This is a genomic window from Mycolicibacterium wolinskyi (assembly GCF_002101965.1).
Classification (GTDB): domain Bacteria; phylum Actinomycetota; class Actinomycetes; order Mycobacteriales; family Mycobacteriaceae; genus Mycobacterium; species Mycobacterium wolinskyi.
Genome location: NZ_LQQA01000030.1, coordinates 533,860 through 553,711 on the forward strand (window position 1 = coordinate 533,860; position 19,852 = coordinate 553,711).

At 67.0% G+C, this 19,852-nt stretch carries 16 protein-coding genes; 7 read left to right on the top strand and 9 right to left on the bottom strand.

Features of this window, described 5'->3' with window-relative positions; genetic code table 11:
• Positions 1 to 6 precede the first annotated feature (6 nt).
• The gene (locus tag AWC31_RS26255) at positions 7 to 690 is read right to left on the bottom strand and encodes a TetR family transcriptional regulator (RefSeq protein ID WP_085146926.1); all 684 of its coding nucleotides are present in this window, start codon (positions 688 to 690) and stop codon (positions 7 to 9) included.
• 71 nt (positions 691 to 761) lie between these two features.
• On the opposite strand from AWC31_RS26255, the gene AWC31_RS26260 reads away from it, so the two are divergent.
• Positions 762 to 1,847 (top strand): ferredoxin reductase, encoded by a 1,086-nt coding sequence (locus AWC31_RS26260; RefSeq protein WP_085146928.1) that lies wholly within the window; start codon positions 762 to 764, stop codon positions 1,845 to 1,847.
• 25 nt (positions 1,848 to 1,872) lie between these two features.
• Positions 1,873 to 3,018, top strand: coding sequence for a fatty acid desaturase family protein (locus AWC31_RS26265; RefSeq protein ID WP_085146930.1), 1,146 nt, complete (start codon positions 1,873 to 1,875; stop codon positions 3,016 to 3,018).
• On the opposite strand, the gene AWC31_RS26270 is transcribed toward AWC31_RS26265, so the two are convergent.
• The 6 genes from AWC31_RS26270 to AWC31_RS26295 form a co-directional block, all read right to left on the bottom strand.
• Positions 3,008 to 3,523, bottom strand: a complete 516-nt coding sequence (locus tag AWC31_RS26270) for a GNAT family N-acetyltransferase (protein WP_085146932.1) — start codon at positions 3,521 to 3,523, stop codon at positions 3,008 to 3,010. The two genes, AWC31_RS26265 and AWC31_RS26270, sit on opposite strands and share 11 nt — an antisense overlap.
• Before the next feature lie 164 nt (positions 3,524 to 3,687).
• A complete protein-coding gene (gene nei2, locus AWC31_RS26275; RefSeq protein WP_085146934.1) occupies positions 3,688 to 4,440 on the bottom strand; it encodes an endonuclease VIII Nei2 in 753 nt (250 codons plus the stop codon).
• 3 nt (positions 4,441 to 4,443) lie between these two features.
• Complete coding sequence (locus tag AWC31_RS26280; protein WP_085146936.1) at positions 4,444 to 5,391, bottom strand: SDR family NAD(P)-dependent oxidoreductase; 948 nt, start codon at positions 5,389 to 5,391, stop codon at positions 4,444 to 4,446.
• A 43-nt stretch (positions 5,392 to 5,434) separates the two neighbouring features.
• On the bottom strand, positions 5,435 to 9,940 hold the full coding sequence (locus tag AWC31_RS26285; protein ID WP_085146939.1) for an ATP-dependent helicase: 4,506 nt from the start codon (positions 9,938 to 9,940) through the stop codon (positions 5,435 to 5,437).
• Entirely contained in the window at positions 9,941 to 10,942 is a 1,002-nt protein-coding gene (locus AWC31_RS26290; protein ID WP_085146941.1) for a hypothetical protein, read from the bottom strand.
• Positions 10,943 to 10,978: 36 nt separating this feature from the next.
• On the bottom strand, positions 10,979 to 11,632 hold the full coding sequence (locus tag AWC31_RS26295; RefSeq protein ID WP_067843206.1) for a TetR/AcrR family transcriptional regulator: 654 nt from the start codon (positions 11,630 to 11,632) through the stop codon (positions 10,979 to 10,981).
• Between the two features lie 92 nt (positions 11,633 to 11,724).
• On the opposite strand from AWC31_RS26295, the gene AWC31_RS26300 reads away from it, so the two are divergent.
• A complete protein-coding gene (locus AWC31_RS26300; RefSeq protein ID WP_085146943.1) occupies positions 11,725 to 13,089 on the top strand; it encodes a cytochrome P450 in 1,365 nt (454 codons plus the stop codon).
• On the opposite strand, the gene AWC31_RS37530 is transcribed toward AWC31_RS26300, so the two are convergent.
• Positions 13,086 to 13,259, bottom strand: a complete 174-nt coding sequence (locus AWC31_RS37530) for a hypothetical protein (protein WP_165766057.1) — start codon at positions 13,257 to 13,259, stop codon at positions 13,086 to 13,088. The two genes, AWC31_RS26300 and AWC31_RS37530, sit on opposite strands and share 4 nt — an antisense overlap.
• Before the next feature lie 90 nt (positions 13,260 to 13,349).
• Between AWC31_RS37530 and AWC31_RS26305 the strand changes: the two genes are divergently transcribed.
• Positions 13,350 to 14,807, top strand: coding sequence for a lipase maturation factor family protein (locus AWC31_RS26305; protein WP_085146945.1), 1,458 nt, complete (start codon positions 13,350 to 13,352; stop codon positions 14,805 to 14,807).
• A 14-nt stretch (positions 14,808 to 14,821) separates the two neighbouring features.
• Here the strand turns inward: AWC31_RS26305 and AWC31_RS26310 are convergent, their stop codons facing one another.
• Positions 14,822 to 15,436: a TetR/AcrR family transcriptional regulator gene (locus AWC31_RS26310; protein ID WP_085146947.1), complete on the bottom strand. Its 615-nt coding sequence runs from the start codon at positions 15,434 to 15,436 to the stop codon at positions 14,822 to 14,824.
• Between the two features lie 294 nt (positions 15,437 to 15,730).
• On the opposite strand from AWC31_RS26310, the gene AWC31_RS26315 reads away from it, so the two are divergent.
• The 3 genes from AWC31_RS26315 to AWC31_RS26325 are packed head-to-tail and all read left to right on the top strand — an operon-like array spanning position 15,731 to position 19,852.
• Positions 15,731 to 16,564 carry an SDR family NAD(P)-dependent oxidoreductase gene (locus AWC31_RS26315; RefSeq protein WP_085147339.1) on the top strand — a complete coding sequence of 278 codons (834 nt, stop codon included), beginning with the start codon at positions 15,731 to 15,733 and terminating at the stop codon, positions 16,562 to 16,564.
• Positions 16,561 to 18,618: an acetate--CoA ligase family protein gene (locus AWC31_RS26320; RefSeq protein WP_110775294.1), complete on the top strand. Its 2,058-nt coding sequence runs from the start codon at positions 16,561 to 16,563 to the stop codon at positions 18,616 to 18,618. Before AWC31_RS26315 ends, AWC31_RS26320 begins: the two co-directional genes overlap by 4 nt.
• A gap of 34 nt (positions 18,619 to 18,652) precedes the next feature.
• Positions 18,653 to 19,852, top strand: coding sequence for an acyl-CoA dehydrogenase family protein (locus AWC31_RS26325; RefSeq protein WP_085146953.1), 1,200 nt, complete (start codon positions 18,653 to 18,655; stop codon positions 19,850 to 19,852).

Here is a 19,852-nt window from a genome sequence, read left to right on the forward strand (position 1 = left end):
GGGACCCTAACTTTCACTGTGCCAGCCCTGGACGCCGACGGCGATCATTCGCAATTGTTTGACCGCGGTGCGGTGGATGACGTCGATGGCCGCTGCATCCCCTGCGTCTTCCAGGGCCTCGGCGATCGAGATCATGGCGTTGACGAAGAGGCTGGCCAGGATGTTGAGGTCCTCGCTGCTCCAGTCCTTGAGAGCCGGGAAGCGGGCCAGGTCGATCGCGAGCTCCGAGGTGATCAGCCGGACCTCGGTGCGAATCGCGTAGCGCAGCACCGACACCCCGCTGGAGCGTTCCCGCGCGATGAACCGCCAGTGCTCACGGCGTTCGTTGAAGCTGCCGATGAGGATCTCCGCCGAGGATTCGATGACGTGGTGCGGATCGAGCTTGCCGGCGCGCGCGCCACGCAACATTTCGCGCAGAGAACGGAACGATTCGTCGATGAGTACGAGGCCGAGCGCGTCCATCGAGTCGAAATGGCGGTAGAACGCCGCGGGCACGATACCGGCCTCACGCGTGACCTCACGCAGGCTCAGCGCGCTGAAGCTGCGGTCCTCCAGGAGTTTGAGCGCGGCCGCGATGATCGCCCGACGGGTGGCTTCTTTTCGTTCGTCTCGGGAGAGGGTGTCCCGCGAACGCGACGATCGAGATGTTTCTGCGCGTCGTGTTCGGGTACTCGGCGTACGTCTGTTCACTGATGTGAACCGTACCACAAGCAGCAAATTTATCGTTGACAGCGCCAGTTGTATGCGCGCACTGTGTACACATGTTCACTCAAACACTGACTGAAGGCGTCGGCCGGCGCCTCCTCGCGAGTCGGCGGGTGAGCGCGTTGGCCAACTTGCTCACAGGTCCGCATGGCGTGGACCGCTACACCGAGCTCGTCGAACCGACGTGGACGCGGCGTGACGCGCGCGCCAAGGTGGTCGCGGTACGGCGGCAGACGCCCCGGAGCGTGACTCTGACGCTGGAACCCAACGAGGCGTTCGCCGGCTTCCGGGCCGGCCAGCACATCAACCTGTCCGTCGAGATCAACGGCAGACGCAGGACTCGCTGCTATTCGCCGGCCAGCGCGGAAGGCGCCCGCTACATCGAATTGACCATCGGCCGACACGACGGCGGTCTGGTGTCGAACTACCTGTGCGACCACGCCTATCCGGGCATGGTGCTCGGTCTGGATGCGGTGGGCGGGGATTTCGTCATGCCCGAGGTTTTGCCGCGGCGCATCCTGTTCGTCTCCGGTGGCAGCGGCATCACGCCGGTGATGTCGATGCTGCGCACACTGCGTGCACAGGCGTTCACCGGCGACATCTCGTTCGTGCACTATGCCCGCGCCGCCGACGAGGCCTGCTATCGTGACGAACTCGCCGCGACGCGCGGGGTGCGGGTCCTGCACGGCTATACCCGCAGCACCGACGAGTCCGATCTCGACGGTCACTTCGGGCCCGCGCACCTGGCCGCGGCATGTCCCGACGCCGAACCGGACGCGGTGTTCGTGTGCGGCCCGCCGGCCCTCGTGGACGCGGTTCGCGAGCACTGCCGCAACGTCAGTTCGGAGAGCTTCGTGCCGCCGACGTTCGCGGTGCCTGCCGCATCGACCGGCGGCACCGTCACATTCAGCACCAGTGGCGTCGACGTCGTCGACGACGGCAGGCCGCTGCTCGTGCAGGCCGAAGCCGCCGGGCTGACGCCGGAGAGCGGATGCCGCATGGGGATCTGCCACAGCTGCACCCGCTTCAAGTCCAGCGGCGCGGTCCGCAACCTGATCACCGGTGCGGTCTCGTCCGCCGACTGCGAAGACATCCAGATCTGCGTCACCGCGCCCGTCGGCGACGTCGCCATCGACCTCTGAGCACTCTGACCCGAAAGGATTTGTCATGAATGCACCGAAGTACGCCCTGACCGCCGAGCAGGCCGACGCGTTCGGCCGCGAACTCGACGCCATCCGTGAGCGCGTGATCGCCGACCTCGGCGAACGCGACGCCACCTACATCCGCAAAATCATCAAGGCGCAGCGAACCCTCGAGGTCGGTGGTCGCGCCCTGATGTGGTTCCCGCTGACCTGGCTCCCGGGCACCGCGATGCTGGCGATCTCGAAGATCCTCGACAACATGGAGATCGGCCACAACGTCATGCACGGCCAGTACGACTGGATGGGCGATCCGGCGTTGTCCAGCAAGGCCTTCGAGTGGGACACCGCGTGCCCGGCCGATCAGTGGCGCCACTCGCACAACTACATGCACCACACCTACACCAACATCGTCGACATGGACCGCGACATCGGCTACGGCATCCTACGGATGAGCGAGGACCAGAAGTGGAGCCCGTACTACCTGGGCAACCCGCTCTACGCGTTCCTGCTGATGGTGTTGTTCCAGTACGGCGTGGCACTGCACGAGATGGAAACCGAGCGGATCCGGGCCGGTGAGATCAGCATCGCCGACAAACGTGATGTGCTACGCGGCATCTGGGCCAAGACCAAGAAGCAGACGCTCAAGGACTATGTGGCCTTCCCGCTGCTGGCCGGGCCGTTCGCGCCGTTCGTGTTCGCCGGCAACCTCACCGCGAACCTCACCCGCAACGTGTGGGCATTCATGATCATCTTCTGCGGTCACTTCCCGGACGGCACACAGGAGTTCTCCATCGAGGAGACCGAGAACGAGACGCGCGGCATGTGGTACTTCCGTCAGCTGCTCGGTTCGGCAAATCTCACCGGCGGCAAGTGGTTTCACATCCTGAGTGGCAACCTGTCGTTCCAGATCGAGCATCACCTGTTCCCGGACATCCCCGCGCATCGTCATGCCGAGATCTCCGTCGAGGTCCGCGAGATCTGCGAGCGCTACGGCCTGCCGTACAACACCGGCCCGCTCTACAAGCAGTTCGGGACCGTGGTGCACAAGATCGTCAAGCTCGCGTTCCCATGGGGTGGCAAGCCGAAGGATTCCGAGCCGGTAGACGTCAAAGAGCCTGCGCCCGAACCGGCTCCGCAGCCGATATGTGAGCCCGAGCTCGTCAACTGCTGACGGGCAAGCTGCGTTGCAGCAGCACGGTGTCCAGCCAACGGCCGTGTTTGAACCCGACGGCGCGCAGCCGCCCGGCCTCGACGAAGCCGTGCCTGCGGTGCAACGCGAGCGATGCGGCGGCGTCCTCGGTGTCCACGACGACCGCGATCACCTCACGAATGCCTGCCGCCGCGCAGCCGTCGAGCAGCGCCGTCATGAGCTGCGCCCCGATACCCCGCCCGGCCGCATGCGGCACGAGATAGATCGAGTTCTCGACGGTGTGCCGGTAGGCGGGCCGGGTCTTCCACGGCGCGCAATAGGCGTAGCCGACGATGCCGCCGTCGAGTGACGCTGTGAGAAACGGCAATCCGAGGTCACGAGCCGTCGTCAACCGCCGCTCCCACTCCGCCCGGTCCGGCGGGGTCAGCTCAAACGTCGCGACTCCGCTATCGACGTGGTGGGCATAGATCGCGGCGATCGCGTCGAGGTCATCCGGTGAGGTGGGGCGGATGGCGGCGTTGCACATGAACTCACCCTAGGTGAGCGTTGACCGGTCGGTTGGCTGACTTTCCGGCCATCGCCGTGAAACCCGGTTAAGGTTCGTCGTCTTCGGGCCGCGGTCATCCACAACTTGTACTTCATCCACAGGTACAGCGGCGCAAGGCAATCGAGGTTGACAACCGAGCGGATCTAGGTCTGACAGGTCGGGCACCAGTACGTCACCCGCTCGCCGCTGTTGCCTGTCTCGATCGGGGTTCCGCAGCGGCGACAGGGCTCGCCTGCCCGGCCGTAGACCCACAGTTGCCGACCTCGGCGGGTGTCGCCGGTCGTGGTTCGATTCCACCGGGACCGGTTGAGCCACAGCATGTCCCGCGCACGTTGCACGACCCGCAGCGGATCGCTCAGTGTGCTGACCGGGGAAGTGGGACGGCGGCCGAAGACAAAGCAGAGTTCGTTGCAGTAGACATTCCCGACACCGGCCATGACGCGTTGGTCGAGCAGTGCTTCGGACAGCGGCCGGTCCGGATCGGCGGTCAGGTTGGCGGCCGCGGTGCGGGCATGCCAGTCAGGACCGAGCAGGTCGGGGCCGAGATGTGCGACGGCATCCATGTCGGCGGCCCGGTCCAAAACCTCCAACACGCCGAGGTCGATCCCCGAGGCCCGGCTGTCGGCCGTCTCCAGCACGATGCGGATTCGGTGGGCCGCGCCGGCAGACCAGCCGATGCGCCAGCTGCCCTCCATCTTCAGATGGGAATGGATACTGGCCGGTCCCACCCGGATGAACAGGTGTTTGCCGCGGCTGAGAACTTCATCGACGACCTGCCCGGTCAGATCGACCGTGGCGTAGCGCGGCACCCTGATGTCGCAGCGGGTCAACGTCTTACCCACCAGCGCCGTGCGGAGCGCCGCGGCGGTGTGAAAGACGGTGTCCCCTTCAGGCATGCCCTATTGAACCAGCCGTTGCGAAAGTTCCCACAGCCGTTGCGCGTTGCCAGGGTCGAGGGCGTAGGGAGCGACACCGCTGATACCGAACTCATCGCGGTGATCGACCACGACCGCTTCGTTGCAGTCGTCGAAGTATCGTCCGCCGACACCTTCCAGCAGTGGTGACGCGGCCAGCAGCACCGACGTGGCCGCACCCTGCTCGACGGTTTTCAGTCGGCTGCCCGCCTGGCGGAATCGCTCGGCTGCTTGTTCGCCGTACGCCGGATCGAGGTGGCGTTGCAGCGCGGTGAGAATTCCGCCCGGCATCAGCGCGTTGGCGGTGATGCCGTCGTCTCGCCAGCGTCGGGTCGCCTCGACCGCGAACAGCACGTTGGCGGTCTTCGACTGGCCGTATGCGCCGAAGGGGTCGTAGTCGCGGAACGCGTAGTCGATGTCGTCGAACACCACGGGGGAGCGCAGGTGTCCGGATGAGCTGACCGACACCACGCGGGCACCGCCCGCGGCGGCGAGTGCCCGGTGCAGGCCGGTCGCGAGGGCGAAATGGCCGAGGTGGTTGGTGGCGAACTGTAGTTCGTGTCCGCCCGCCGACCGGGTCAGCTGCTGCACCGCCATCACACCCGCGTTGTTGACGAGGATGTGCAGCGGCCCGCTCCAGGCCCGGGTGAACGCCTCCACACTGGCGAGGTCGGTCAGGTCGAGCGCACCGACAGTGATGGCGTCGTTGCCGGTCGACGTACGAAGGTCGGCAGCTACGCGCTGGCCCGCGGCAACGTCGCGGACCGCCAATGTCACCGCCGCTCCGGCAGCGGCGAGCGCGCGGGCCGTTTCGACACCGATGCCCGACGCCGCTCCGGTGACGATCGCTGAGTTGCCGGACAGGTCGACGCCGTCGATCACATCGGCGGCCGTCGATTCGGAATTGAAGGGTGTGGTGATGGGAGTGGTCACGACTCACACGAACAGGTCGCGGTCCTTCGCTGTTCCCGCCAAGTCAGCGCAACCGCAGCCCACGGGGCGTCCGGGTGAACCCGGCTCCGGTTAAGGCGTCCTGCACGGCGGCCCGCGCGGCGTCGACGTCGGGGTCGAGGACCGCGACGCCGTTGATCCGTTCCACCAGTAGTGCCGGGATCCGTCGGGCGCTCACCAGATCGGCCAGCGCGGCGGCCGCGGCCCGCTGCGCGTCGTCGTCGGACCCGAAGCTGAGCAGGGACCGTCCACCGCGCTCCAGGAACCACACCAGTTGACCGTCGACCATCGCCACCAGGGCGCCGGCTTTGCGGCCCGGCCGGTGCGCTTCGCCGTCGCCTGCGCGTTCGGGCCAGGGGAGCGCAGCCCCGTATGGATTGGCGGGGTCGGTCGCGGCGAGCACGACCGCGTGGTACTCGGGCCGCTCCGGGTCGACACTGTCGATGTAGGAGCGGAGCCGGTCGACGGTCGACGCCACCGCGAACTGTGCGCCGCCCAGCGATTCCACGAAATACCCGCGTTGGCAGCGGCCGGCGTCCTCGAATGCGCTCAGCACCTTGTAGAGCGTCGCGAACCCGCCCGGCACGCCTTCGGCCGCGACAGCGCCCTTCGTGAGAACGCCGTGGCGGCTCAACAGCAGTTCGGCCTGGAAATGGGCCCGGACCGTGGAGTCGGGCTCGGCTGCCGGCAGCGCCGACCACCGGCCCGACACCGTCGGATCGCTGGACCGGGTCTGGGCGTGGGCGACGCTGTAGCGGCTCAACCGTGGTGGCCGCTTCTGCTGACGGTGTGCCGGGGTACGTCGCGTGCCCGACAAGATCGCACGTACCGGTGCGAACGTGTCGCCGGTGACCCAGCCGGCCCAAATAAGTTCCCACAGCGCACCTTTGAGCTCCTCGGCAGGGGCGCCGTCGGCGAGCTGGCGGAAGAAATAGGCGCCGCCGTGACCGAGGGTATGCATGATCGCGCGGTGGGTGTCGGTGAACTCGATCTCGGTGGGCATGGCCAGCGTGAGCGGTGCCGAGTCGGCCAGGTGGAACGCGATCCAGCCGTCACCGCCGCCGATCTGGCCGGCCCCCGACCAGGTGACCTCACCGGAGGCCAGCAGTTCGTCGAGCATCGCGGGCTGATAATCGCCGACGCGTTGCGGCAACACCAGAGACTCGACCGCGGACGCGGGTAGCGGCACCCCGGCCAGCTGTTCGACGACCGCGGCCAGCCCGTCGATGCCGGTGCTGTGCGCCGACCCGACATGCTGCCATCCCGGCAGGAATCGACCGTAGGCCGCGGTGCTGACCGGTTCGACCTGTGCTCGCAATGCGGCAAGCGACCGGCGGCGCAGGATCTTGAGCACGTCGGCGTCACACCACTGATCACCGGCCAGGTCGTCGACGAACTCGCCCCGCACCAGCCGGCCGTCGATTGCCATGCGGCCCAACAGGTCCGCGGTCACCCGAAGGCCGAGGCCGAACCGGGTGGCGGCTGCCTCGGTGGTGAACGGGCCACGCGTACGGGCGTAGCGGCCGATGAGGTCGCCGAGTGGATCGGCCACCGACTCGGTGAAGGCCGCGGGAACACCGATCGGAACGGGCGCGCCGACACCGTCGCGGAGCAGGCCGATGTCCTCGACCGCGGCCCACCATGTCTGGCCGGCGAACGTGACCGGAAGGGCCCGCTTGGCGGCATGCAACCCGTCGAGCCAGCCGCCCACGTTGTCGGCGGTCGAGCGCTGCGCGACTTCGGCTTCGGTGAGCGGGCCCAGCAGGCGCAGCAGGTCGGCAACGCCTTCGGCATCACGCGCGGCCCGGTCTTCGGTGAGGTGCTGCAATTGCGCGGCCGTCGACGCGACGATCGCCGGGTCGAGCAGTTCGCGCAATTCGATGCGGCCCAGCAGTTCGGACAGCAGAACCGTGTCGAGCGCCAGTGCCGCCGCACGTCGCTCGGCCAGTGGGCTGTCGCCTTCGTACATGAACGCGCCGACGTAGCCGAACAACAACGAGGCCGCGAACGGCGAGGGGGTCGGGGTCTCGACGTCGACCACCCGGAGTCGGCGCTGAGCCACCTTGCGCATCAACTCGGTCAGGGCCGGTACGTCGTAGACGTCCTGCAGGCATTCGCGCACCGCTTCCAGCACGATCGGAAAGTCCGGGTACTTGCGGGCGATGTCGAGGAGTTGCGCGGCCCGCTGCCGTTGATGCCAGAGCGGGGATCGTTTACCCGGATGGCGGCGCGGCAGCAGCAGCGCGCGTGCCGCGCATTCGCGGAACCGGGAGGCGAACAGTGCCGAACCGCCCACCTCGGCCGTCACGATCGGCTCGATCTCGTCGGCGTCGAACACGAACAGGTCGGCGCCCGGCGGGTTTTCGCCCGTATCGGGCAGCCGCACGATGATGCCGTCATCGGAAGCGGTCGGTTTCTCGTCGATCCCGTAGCGTTCGCGCAGCCGGCGTCCCACCGCGAGTGCGAGCGGGCCGTGCACCCGCAGGCCGTACGGCGAATGCAGAATCACCCGCCAATCGCCGAGTTCGTCGCGGAAGCGCTCCACCACGAATGTGGTATCGCTGGGAACCACACCGGTGGCCTCACGCTGTTCGCGCAACAGCTGGTGCAGATTGTCGGTGGCATATCCCGCGAAACCCATGTCCCGGCAGCGTTCGTCGAACGCCTTGCGGTCGAGGCTTGCCAGTTCCCCGGTGAACGCGCCGACCGCCGCGCCCAGTTCCGCGGGGCGTCCGACACTGTCGCCGCGCCAGAACGGGAGCCGGGCCGGCTGGCCGGGCGCCGGGATCACCAGCACCCGGTCATGGGTGATCTCGGTGATCCGCCAGCTCGTTGCGCCCAGCGAGATCACGTCGCCGGGCCGTGACTCGTAAACCATCTCCTCGTCGAGTTCACCCACCCGCGAAGGCTTTTCGGAGTCGGTCGCGAGGTACACGGTGAACAACCCGCGATCGGGGATGGCACCGCCGGAGGTGACGGCCAGACGCTGCGCGCCCGGCCGGGCGGTGAGGGTGCCGGCATCGCGGTCGTACACGAGCCGGGGACGCAGCTCGGCGAATTCGGTTGACGGATACTTCCCGGACAACAGATCCAGCGTCGCCTCGAACGCACTGTGCGGCAACGTCGCAAACGGTGCGCTGCGGCGCACCGCATGGAACCAGGCGTCGGCGTCGAGCGGCTCAAGCGCGGCCGCTGCGACGGTGTGCTGGGCGAGCACGTCAAGCGGATTGGCCGGCACCCGCATGCTTTCGATGTCGCCGGAACGCATGCGCTGCACCGTGACTGCGCAGCCGATCAGATCGGTGCGGTGTTTGGGGAACAGCACGCCTTGCGAGATCTCACCGACCTGGTGGCCGGCGCGGCCGATGCGTTGCAGCCCGCTTGCCACCGACGGTGGTGCCTCCACCTGGATCACCAGATCCACTGCGCCCATGTCGATGCCGAGTTCGAGGCTCGAGGTCGCGACCACCGCGCGCAGCCGACCGCTCTTGAGGTCGTCCTCGACCTGCGCACGCTGTTCCTTGCTGACCGAGCCGTGGTGCGCCCGGGCCAGCAGTGGCGGTGCGCCATTGGCTTGGCCACTGGCCATCAATTGCGCGGGCGCGCCGCCGCCGACCTGAGGGTTGTGGGCGGACGGCAGCTCGATGCCGCTGCGCTCGGCGTGAATCTCGTTGAGCCGGGAGGTCAGCCGTTCCGCGAGCCGGCGCGAGTTGGCGAACACGATCGAGGACTGGTGCGCCTCGACCAGATCGACGATGCGCTCCTCGACATCGGGCCAGATGGAGTTGTTGTCGAGATTGGCCATGTCCGGCACCGGCACCTGGACCGAAAGGTCGAAGGTCTTGGTAGCCGGCGGCGAGACGATGGTGGTCGGGGCTTGCCCGGACAGGAAGCGTGCCACCTCCTCGGGGGGCCGCACGGTCGCCGAGAGCCCGATTCGCTGTGCGGGCTTGTCGAGGAGCTGGTCGAGCCGTTCGAGCGACAGCGCCAGGTGCGCGCCGCGTTTGGTCGCGGCCACGGCATGGACCTCGTCGACGATGACCGTCTCCACGGTGGCGAGCGTCTCGCGGGCGGCCGAGGTCAACATCAGGAACAGCGATTCCGGAGTGGTGATCAGGATGTCGGGTGGCTTGCTGATCATCGCGCGCCGTTGGTTGGGCGGTGTGTCGCCCGAGCGCACGCCGACGCTGATCTCCGGTGCGGGCAGCCCGTGGCGCTCGGCGACGCGGGTGATGCCCGTCAACGGCGTACGCAGGTTGCGCTCGACGTCGACGGCGAGCGCCTTCAGCGGGGACACATACAGCACCCGGGTGCCCGGCCGATGCTCGGTGGCGAGCTGGTCGATGGCCCACAGGAACGCCGCGAGCGTCTTGCCCGACCCGGTCGGTGCGATGACCAGGGTGTTGTCGCCTTTGGCGATCGCCGCCCAGGCCTGTTCCTGGGCCGACGTCGGGGCGGGGAAGGCGGCAGTGAACCACTCCCGGGTCAGCGTGCTGAACCGGGTCAGTGGATCGGCCGATTCGGTGGTCATCTAGTCATCGTGCACGCCGGCACCGACAAGTGATTCCGGTTGCGGTTCCCCGGCCCGCATCCGGTTCTTCCGTCGTCGCCATTTGCGCAGCCAGTGGTAGCGGTTGTGCTGACTCACCGGGGTGTATTGCAGGTGGATCACGTCGGAGTGTTCGTGTTGATCGGTCCCGTGCCAGCGAATACGCATCCGGCCGGCCAGCCCGATGATGGTGTCCAGTTGTACGAAAAGTGCGTCATCCGGTCCGAGTCGGGCCGCGACCATCGCCGCCGACCGGGTGTGGTTCACCTCGATGTTCTCTGGCTCCACCGTCACGCTGAAGGCAGTCGACCCGGTCCGGTTGGTGATCCGGTACCGATCCTGGAGCTGTCGGTCGATATACGTCGGCGCGCGGTGCTGATAGCACCATTTCACCTCCCACCTGGGGTGTGCGGGTGTAAGCGGCTTTGGTGGGTTGTCGTGCAGCCAGTGGCCCAGGCGCGCAGTGCGCGACGGGGCTGAAACCGCGAGCCGCCGATAGCGCAGGCAGCCGTTCTGCTCGGCATTGCGGATCTTCTGCTTGCACCGGCGCGTGGTCTGTTCCAGCCGCGCAGACGCCGCGACGTATGCGCGGCGGCGGCCGACGACGACGACCGCGTAACAGAAACTGATCACGCCAACGACCACCAGGTACGTCAACGCCCAATTGATCGCTGAACCGACCATGGCCATTGGCAGGACGTGCTCGATGTTCTCGGCCGACAGACCGGCAGATCGTGCTTGGCTGCCGACGATTTGTACGGCGCCTGCGACATCGGGCCAGATCTTGAGCAGCATGAAGCTCATGACTGCCGTGGTGAGATAGGTGACGATCTCGAGTCGTTTGCCCCACCGAGCCACGCGTTCAAATCGGCTCGCCTGAACCATTTTCGAGATGCAGAACACCGCACCGTGGCTCATCGCAGTGGTGTAGACGAGTGGAGCGAGAAAGCCCCAATCGACACCACCGTCTGACAAACCTGCCATGTCCGCATGGTGTCACCACGTACCGACAAGTCGGCGCTAACGGTGCTCGGGCGCGGCCGCATCCGCCAGTTCGGGAGGCAGGCCCGGCACCCGGCCGACCGCGTCGAGCAGGGCATGCGCGCAGGTGTCGGCCACGAAGCCGGCGTCGATGGACGGGTCGACGAGACGTTGCCTGCACATCTCGAACGTCAGCGCGAGCCAGCCGTAGATGGTGGCCCGCAGGTCGCGCTCGAGCTTGGGGTCCAAGGGCTCGGCGGCCGCCTCGCCGATGCGGCTCATGATCCGGTTGGCCTGCCGGTCGTTGTCGAGGTCGTCGATGCCGCGCAGCACGGGGTCGGCGCGGCCCATGCCCATGTACGCCGCCCACGCGCCATGCGGATGCTCCTCGTCGTAGCGCAGGTAGGCCAGGACCCCGGCGCGAAGCTGTCCGAACAGGCTCTGGCCGGGTTCGGGCGGGGTGTTGGTGGCCTCGAACAGTCGCTCACCCTCGGCCCGCACGACCGCAGCGAAGAAGGCACGTTTATCCGGGAAATAGTGGTACATGAGCGCGCGAGACACCCCGGCACGTTCGGCGATCTCGTCGATGCGGACCTCGTCGTACGGTCGTTGGCCGAACACCTCGGCCCCCAACGCCAGCAGCTCGCTACGCCGATCGGCGGGGGAGAGTCGTCGTCTCGACTCAGCACCCACCCGGCCAGCTTAACCGGGCTGCCGGTCATCGCCTGGTACGACGTGCCGCCGCCCTACTTGACACATGTAGAATAACGGGGCAGCCTTGGATCATGACCGTCCTGGACGAACGGCATCGCTACCCGAACCTGCCCCATCCGCCACGGCGAATCCCACTGCTGGGCGACGTGTTCGGATTCGACGCGGATTCTCCTTCGCAGTCGGCGGCCGAACTCGCCCGGCTCGGGGCGGTATTCGAATTCACGTTTCTCGGCGCGCGGTACGTCGTGGCGGCAGGCGCGGACGCGGTCATGGACCTCAACGACGAGAACCGCTTCTGCAAGCACGTCGGCCCCGATATCGAGGCGCTGCGGATCATCGGCGGGGACGGCTTGTTCACCGCGTACAACGATGAACCGAACTGGCTCAAGGCGCATCAGCTGCTGATGCCGGCTTTCAGCCAGGCCGCGATGCGCCGCTACCACGCGGTGATGTTCGATGTCGCCGGCGAGTTGACCGACCGCTGGGACACCAGCGATACGGTCGACGTGTCCGCCGACACCACGCGCGTCACGCTCGAGACGATCGGCCGCTGTGCGGCCGGATACTCGTTCGGCTGCTTCGAATCTGACGAAATCCACCCGTTCGTCGAGCACATGGTGTCCGCGCTCAAAGGTGCCGACCGGGTGGGCGTGCTGCGGGAGACGTTTCTTCCCGGCTTCGTCGCGCGTATCTTCGAGCGCCGGGTTCGACGCGACGCCGCATACCTACATGACCTGGCCGACGACATCGTCGCCGAACGCCGAAAGGCCGGCCCGGGACGGCACGGCGATCTGCTGGACATCATGCTGGGCTCGGACCTCGACGCCGCGAACATCCGCTACCAGCTGATCAACTTTCTGATCGCCGGCCATGAGACCACCTCGGGCGCATTGTCTTTCGCGCTGTTCTTTCTGTCTCGCCACCCGGAGGTGTTCGCCCGCGCCCGCGCGGAGGTCGACCAGGTATGGGGAGACGAGGAGCGGCCCGAGTTCGAGAAGATCGCGAAACTGCGCTATATCAGGCGGGTTCTCGACGAATCGCTGCGCCTGCAGCCGACGGTGCCGGGTTACTACCGCGCCGCTCGTGAGGACACCGTGCTGGCGGGTATTCACCCGATGCGCAAAGGCGATTGGGCATTGGCGCTGACTTCGACACTGCACCGCGATCCCCGATGGGGCGCCGACCCAGAGGGGTTCGATCCGGACCGGTTCGCTCCCGAGCGTGTGCGAGCGCGGCCCGGCGGTTTGTACAAGCCCTTCGGCACGGGTGAAAGGTCTTGTATCGGGCGACAGTTCGCCCTGCACGAGGCGGTCCTGCTCCTGGCGGTGCTGATCCGTCGATATGACTTCGAGGCCGAACCCGACTACCGGCTTCAGATCCAGGAGCGGCTGACGATGATGCCGTTCGGTTTTCGGCTGGGATTGCGGCGGCGCTAGCGGTCGTCCTCGGTGCGCGCCTCCGCGCCGGTCTCGCCCGCGTCGAACGCGTCGTCGGAGGTCGTACGCCCGACATAGCGCCCGCCGGCACGGGATTCGGCCACCTTTTCGTCGTCGTCGACGTCGGATTCGGACTTGTCGTCGGCATCGTCCGCGCTGCGTTCTGACATGCTGGTCGCGTACCCCGCAGGCATCGGAGTGAAACACCGCGAATCGGGGTACCTTCATGTGGTCAGACCGGTGTCTTCGAAGGTCCGTACATGGAGTGGTTCACGGCACCCGAATACTGGTTCGCCAGGCAGGTGTTGCAGCGGGGAACCGCGGCGATCTATCTGGTCGCCTTCATCGCCGCCGCCCGCCAGTTTCGCGCGCTCATGGGTGAGCGCGGTTTGCTGCCCATACCCGCATTTCTGGCGCGCACCTCATTCCGCCGCGCCCCGAGCATCTTCCACCTCCACTACTCGGACCGGTTCTTCGCCGTGGTCTGCTGGACCGGTGCGGCGATCTCGGCCGCGCTGCTCGCCGGTGCCGGCGATCTGTTGCCGTTGTGGGCGGCGATGCTCGCCTGGCTGCTGCTGTGGGTGCTGTATCTGTCGATCGTCAACGTGGGGCAGACGTGGTATTCGTTCGGATGGGAATCGCTGCTGCTGGAAGCCGGATTCCTGGCGATTTTCCTGGGCAACGACGACATCGCGCCGCCGGTGCTCGTGCTGTGGTTGACCCGCTGGCTGCTGTTCCGCGTCGAGTTCGGGGCCGGTCTGATCAAGCTGCGTGGCGACCGGTGCTGGCGTGATCTGACCTGCCTGTACTACCACCACGAGACGCAGCCGATGCCCGGCCCGCTGAGCTGGTTCTTCCACCATCTTCCGCGGCCGCTGCACCGAATCGAGGTCGCGGGCAACCACTTTGCCCAACTCGTCGTGCCGTTCGCGCTCTTCGCTCCGCAGCCCATCGCCTCCGGTGCTGCCGCGATCGTGATCGTCACGCAGCTGTGGCTGGTCTTGTCCGGCAATTTCGCCTGGCTCAACTGGGTGACGATCGTCTTGGCGGCCAGCGCCATATCCGACTCCGCCGCGGCCACCGTTCTTCCCGTCGCCGCACCCGAGCTCTCCGACATTCCGCTGTGGTTCGTCGTCGCGGTCGTCGCGGTCACAGCGGTGACCGTCGTCCTGAGCTTCTGGCCGGTGCGCAATCTGGTGTCGAAGCGTCAGCGAATGAACGCCTCCTACAACAACTATCACCTGGTGAACTCCTACGGAGCCTTCGGAGCGGTGGGGCGCAGCCGCGACGAGGTGGTGATCGAGGGCACCGACGACGACGTGGTGACGGCCAGCACCACATGGCGCGAGTACGAGTTCAAGGGCAAACCGGGTGACGTGCGCCGCCGGCCACGCCAGTTCGCGCCGTACCATCTGCGCCTGGACTGGCTCATGTGGTTTGCGGCCATCTCACCGGCATACGCTCAACAGTGGCTGCGCACGCTGCTGGTACGCCTGCTCGAAAATGACAGGCAAACACTGAAACTCTTGCGGCACAATCCTTTCCCGGACCATCCGCCCCGTTACGTACGGGCGCGCCTGTACCGGTACCGGTTCAGCACGTGGGATGAACTGCGCCACGACCACGTGTGGTGGGAACGGACCCTGCTGACGGATTATCTGCCGCCGGTGGCGTTGCGCGGCTCAGCCCAGGGGGCACGCCCCGCGCGCCCGGGCTGAGTTCCGGCTCGGGGCTACGACGACGGGACGTTGCGAGGGATCAGCTCGTCCTGGACGAACTGCGCGAGAATCTCTTTCATCGCCGAAACCGTCATGTTCGGTGCGCCGGTAAGCACCTGGATGGCAACACCATCGGTGAGCGCGGTCAACCGGTGGGCGACGGTCTCGGGATCGACGTCGGTGCGGAAGATGCCCTGCCGCTGCCCGCGCCGCACGATGCGGCCGACTGTCTCGTGCCACCGGGCGTAGTACGTGTTGTGAATCGGCCGCAGCTCGGGGCGGATGGTTGCCTCGGCCCAGAACTGCATCCAGATCGACCATTCGTCGCGTAGCGGCCCGACCCTCGGCAGCTGCATGTCGATGAGCTTGAGCAGCCGCTCGTGCGCGTTGTCGATCTTCTTCAACTCGTCGCTCTGGCGCTCGAACGCGCGGTCGAGGGCATGGCGCAGCGCCGCGGTCAACACGTCGCTCTTGCCGGGAAAGTAGTAGTGCACGGCCCCGGTGCTGGTTCCGACGACTGCGGCGATGTCGGAGATGCGGACGGAGTGATATCCACGCTCGGCGATGAGTTGAGCTGCGGCATCGAGGATGGCTGTGCGCCTGATGTCCTCGGTGAGTTGAGCGGTCACACATCCTCCCGAACTCGCGCCGGTTGCTCACCAGGCGATCAAGCAGCCGGCGTGGTGTTTCTGACGCTTCAATCAAATCACATGTCGTTGACTGATGCATCAGTCAGTCGAAAGAAAGCCATGACCTGAGTGACAAACCTGCACTTTCAGTTTGCTCAAATGTCGCTTGAACTGTGTGTTTAGTCCGACAGTCAATCGCTGAATGCAGTGGCGCTAATTACAACCCTTGACAGCTGTGGGGTAGGTCACGGTAGAACTGATTCATCAGTCAGACGGCGAGGAGATGTGTTCGCGATGCAAATCAGGAGTGCCGGCGGCGGGGCAGCACAGGTGCTGCGGCCTGACGTGCACCGGGGAACGGTCGCTGTGATCACCGGCGGCGGTACCGGAATCGGCCGTGCGGTTGCGCTCGATCTGGCCGCGTGCGGCGCAGACGTCGTGATCTGCGGGCGGCGAGAAGAGCCGCTCGAGAAAACCGCGGTCGACATCGAGGCGCTCGGTGCGCGGGCGCTCGTCGTCCCGGCCGACATCCGAGACGACGCTGCCGTGACAGCACTGGTCGACCGGGCGTTGGGCGAGTTCGGCAGGATCGACACCCTCGTCAACAACGCCGGAGGACAGTTCGCCGCGCCGGCCGAGGAGATCACGAGCAAGGGGTGGCGCGCCGTGCACCGACTCGCCGTCGACGCGACCTGGGCGGTGACGCGTGAGGTCGCGGTACGGGCCATGATCCCGCAGCGGTCGGGAGCGATCTTCTTCATGGCGTTCTCCCCGCGCCGGGGTATCGCATCGATGGTGCATGCCACGTCGGCCCGCGCCGCGCTGGAGAACCTTGCCGCCGGGCTCTCGCTGGAGTGGAGCCGGTTCGGCATCCGCAGCGTGTGCATCGCTCCGGGGACCATCGCCACCGAGGGCATGGAGGAGAACTACACCGAGGCGGCCCGGGCCGAATGGGCGGCGGCGGTACCCCTCGGCCGACTCGGCACGGCCGAAGAGGTGTCCGGCGTGATCGCCTTCCTCGCCTCGCCTGCCGGCAGTTACGTGACAGGGACCACGATCGTCATCGACGGCGGCGCCGATGCGTGGGGTGCCGGTCATCCCGCGCCGCGGCCGGAGGCGAAGCTGTGACCGGCCCACGCGACCTGACGGCGCTCTTCGATCCGAAGACCGTCGCCGTGCTCGGCGCCAGCAATGACGAGAGCAAGTACGGCAACTGGCTGAGCGTGCAGGCGTTGCGGATGGTTTCGCATCGCACCGTGCACCTGGTCAATCGCCGCGGCGAGACCATCCTGGGGCAACCGTCGTTGCGCAGCCTCGCCGAGGTCGACGAACCGGTGGAACTGGTTGTCGTGACCGTGCCCGCGCACGGATTCGAGCAAGCCGTCGACGATGCCCTCAACGCAGGGGCGCGCGCGATCGTCGGTGTGACCGCCGGATTCGCCGAGCTCGGCGACGACGGGCGAGCGCTGCAGGAGCGCATCGTCGAACGTGTCCGAGCCGCCGGTGCGGTTCTGCTGGGGCCCAATTGCCTTGGTGTGCTCGACTCCAGCACCTCGCTCACCCTGGCGTCGAATCCCTTGCCGCCGGGGCGGATTGCGCTGCTGTCGCAGAGCGGCAACATGGCGTTGGAACTGAGTGGATTCCTCGCGGCCCGCGGCCACGGTTTCTCCCGCTTCGTATCGCTGGGCAATCAGGCCGATCTCGGCGCGGCAGACCTGATCCGATCGTGCGTGGCTCACACCGAAACCGATCTCATCGCCCTCTATTGCGAGGATTTCGGTGATGGCCGGGCCTTCGTGGCGGCTGCCACCGCAGCAGCCGAGGCAGGCAAACCGGTGGTGCTGTTGACGGTGGGCGGTAGCGAAGCGTCGATTCGGGGCGCACAGTCGCACACCGGCTCACTGACCTCCGACAGCGCGGTGATCGACGCGGCTTGTGAGGCGGCGGGCGTATACCGTGTCGCAAGCCCCCGGCAACTGGCGAACGCCGCGGTGACTCTCCTGAGTTACGGTGCGGCACCGGTGCATCGCGTCGGGGTGATCGCCGACGGTGGGGGACACGCGGGCGTGGCCTCCGACGTTGTCGAGGCGAGCGGTCTGAGCGTGCCGGAGTTTCCCGCCGATATGAGTGTGGCGCTGCGGGCCCGGCTCACACCATCGGCCGGCGTTCGCAATCCGGTCGATCTGGCCGGCGCCGGCGAGCAGGACATCACGTCGTTCGTGTCGGTGCTCGACACCGTCCTGTCGAGCCCCGACATCGATTCGGCTTTGGTGACCGGCTATTTCGGGGGTTATGGCGGGTATGGCGACAACCTGGCGCGGGGCGAGATCGCCGCCGCGGCCGCGATGGCCGATGTCGCGCACCGCCACGGCAAGCCGGTCGTCGTGCACACCATGCACTCCGACAGCGAGGCGGCCAAGGTGCTCGCCGATCGCGGGGTTCCGGTGTTCACGGCGGTCGAAGATGCCGCGGGCACCCTGGCCATTCTCGACCGGGCAGCGGTGCCGCGCGTCCTGCCCGAACTTCCGGCACGAGCGGCGGACCCCGTTCCGGCGGCCGGCTACTGGGATGCCCGCGAGCTGTTCCGGGCCGCGGGGGTCACGTTTCCCGAAGCCCGGCTCGTCGATGAGGTCGACGAGGCGGTCGCCGCGGCCGAACGCATCGGATATCCGGTCGTGCTCAAGGCAATGGGGCTCCTGCACAAGTCCGACTCCGGTGGTGTCGCCCTCGGCCTGACCGGACGAGACGAGGTCGCCGACGCGGTGAGGCGTATGCGAGAACGCTTGAACCCCTCGGGCTTCTGCGTCGAAGGTATGGCCGACACGTCGGACGGGACAGAGCTCATCGTCGGTGTGCAACGCGATCCCCGGTTCGGGCCCGTCGCGATGGTGGGCCTCGGCGGTGTGTTCACCGAGGTGCTCGCCGACGTGACCTTCGCGCTCGCACCGGTCGACGCCGCAACCGCCCGTCGGCTGCTGGAGAACTTGCGGGCAGCTGCCCTGCTGCACGGGGTTCGAGGCCGGCCACCGATCGACATCGACTCAGCGGCGGCGGCGATCGCCACGATCAGCGAGGTCGCGGCCGCCCATCCCGAAATCGCCGAGCTCGAGATCAATCCACTGCTCGCCACGCCGCGCGGCACGCTCGGGCTGGACGCCCGGATCGTGCTCGGCAACCACTGACCACCTCCAACATTCTGAAAGGAACCAATTACCAATGGAATTCGCTTATACCCCCCGCCTCGTCGAGCTCAAGGACCGGGCTCGCACGCTCACCGAGAAGATCATCCCGTTCGAGGAAGAATGCGAACGCAACAACCGACTGACCGCGGAATCGCATGCGACGATCAAGGCCGCGGTGCTCGACGCGGGTCTCCAGGCCATCAACACCCCGACCGAATTCGGCGGCGCCGGGCTGACAGTCCTCGAACAGGTGGTCGTGCAGGACGAGTTGGGCAAGCTGACCAACGCGTTGTGGGATGCGGTCTGGCGGCCGGCCAACCCCCTTGCGCATGCCACCCAGGAACAACGCGAGCGTTACCTCATCCCCGGCGCGCGCGGGGACCGTCGCGACGCGGTGGCGATCTCCGAGGCCGACGCCGGGTCGGATTTCTCCGCCGCGAAAACCACTGCGACGCCCGATGGAAACGGTGGTTACGTCATCAACGGTGAGAAGTGGTTCGTCACCGTGGGTGACGTCGCCGACTACCTCATCGTGCTCGCCTACGTGCAACCTGAGCACGCCCCCACGATGTTTCTGGTCGACGTGGACACGCCCGGCGTGCAGATCACCAAGATCCCCCGGTACACGCACACGTTCGTCTACGAGCATCCCGAGTTCACGTTCACCGATGTCCGGGTAGGCGCGGAGGCGGTACTCGGCGGCGTGGGGGCAGGCCTGGAACTGACCAGGGACTGGTTCACCGAGGAACGACTCATGATCGGCGCCAGGACGATCGGTGCGGCTGAGCGTGCCCTGACCTTGGCGGTCGATTGGGCCCGTGAACGTGTTCAGGGCGGGGAGCCGCTGATCAACCGGCAGTTGATCCAGGGCATGATCGCCGACTCGGTCGTCGACATCACCACCAATCGAGCGCTCACCCACCAGGTCGCGTGGGAGTTCGACAACGCCGATCTCAACGACCCGAACCAGCGAAAGACGCTGCACGCCAAGGCGGCGACGGTCAAGCTGGCCGCCTCCGAGGCGTCCAACCGGGTCGTCGACCGCGCCGTCCAGATCTTCGGCGGCCGGGGCTACATCCGCGACTACCCCGTCGAGCGGCTGTGGCGCGAACTGCGCGTCGATCGGATCTGGGAGGGCACCTCCGAAATCCAGCGGCTGGTCATCGCCAACGAGGCCAACAAACGCGGCTTGAGCAACCTGCTGTCGTTTCCCGCTCCGGTCGCGGCGAGCTAG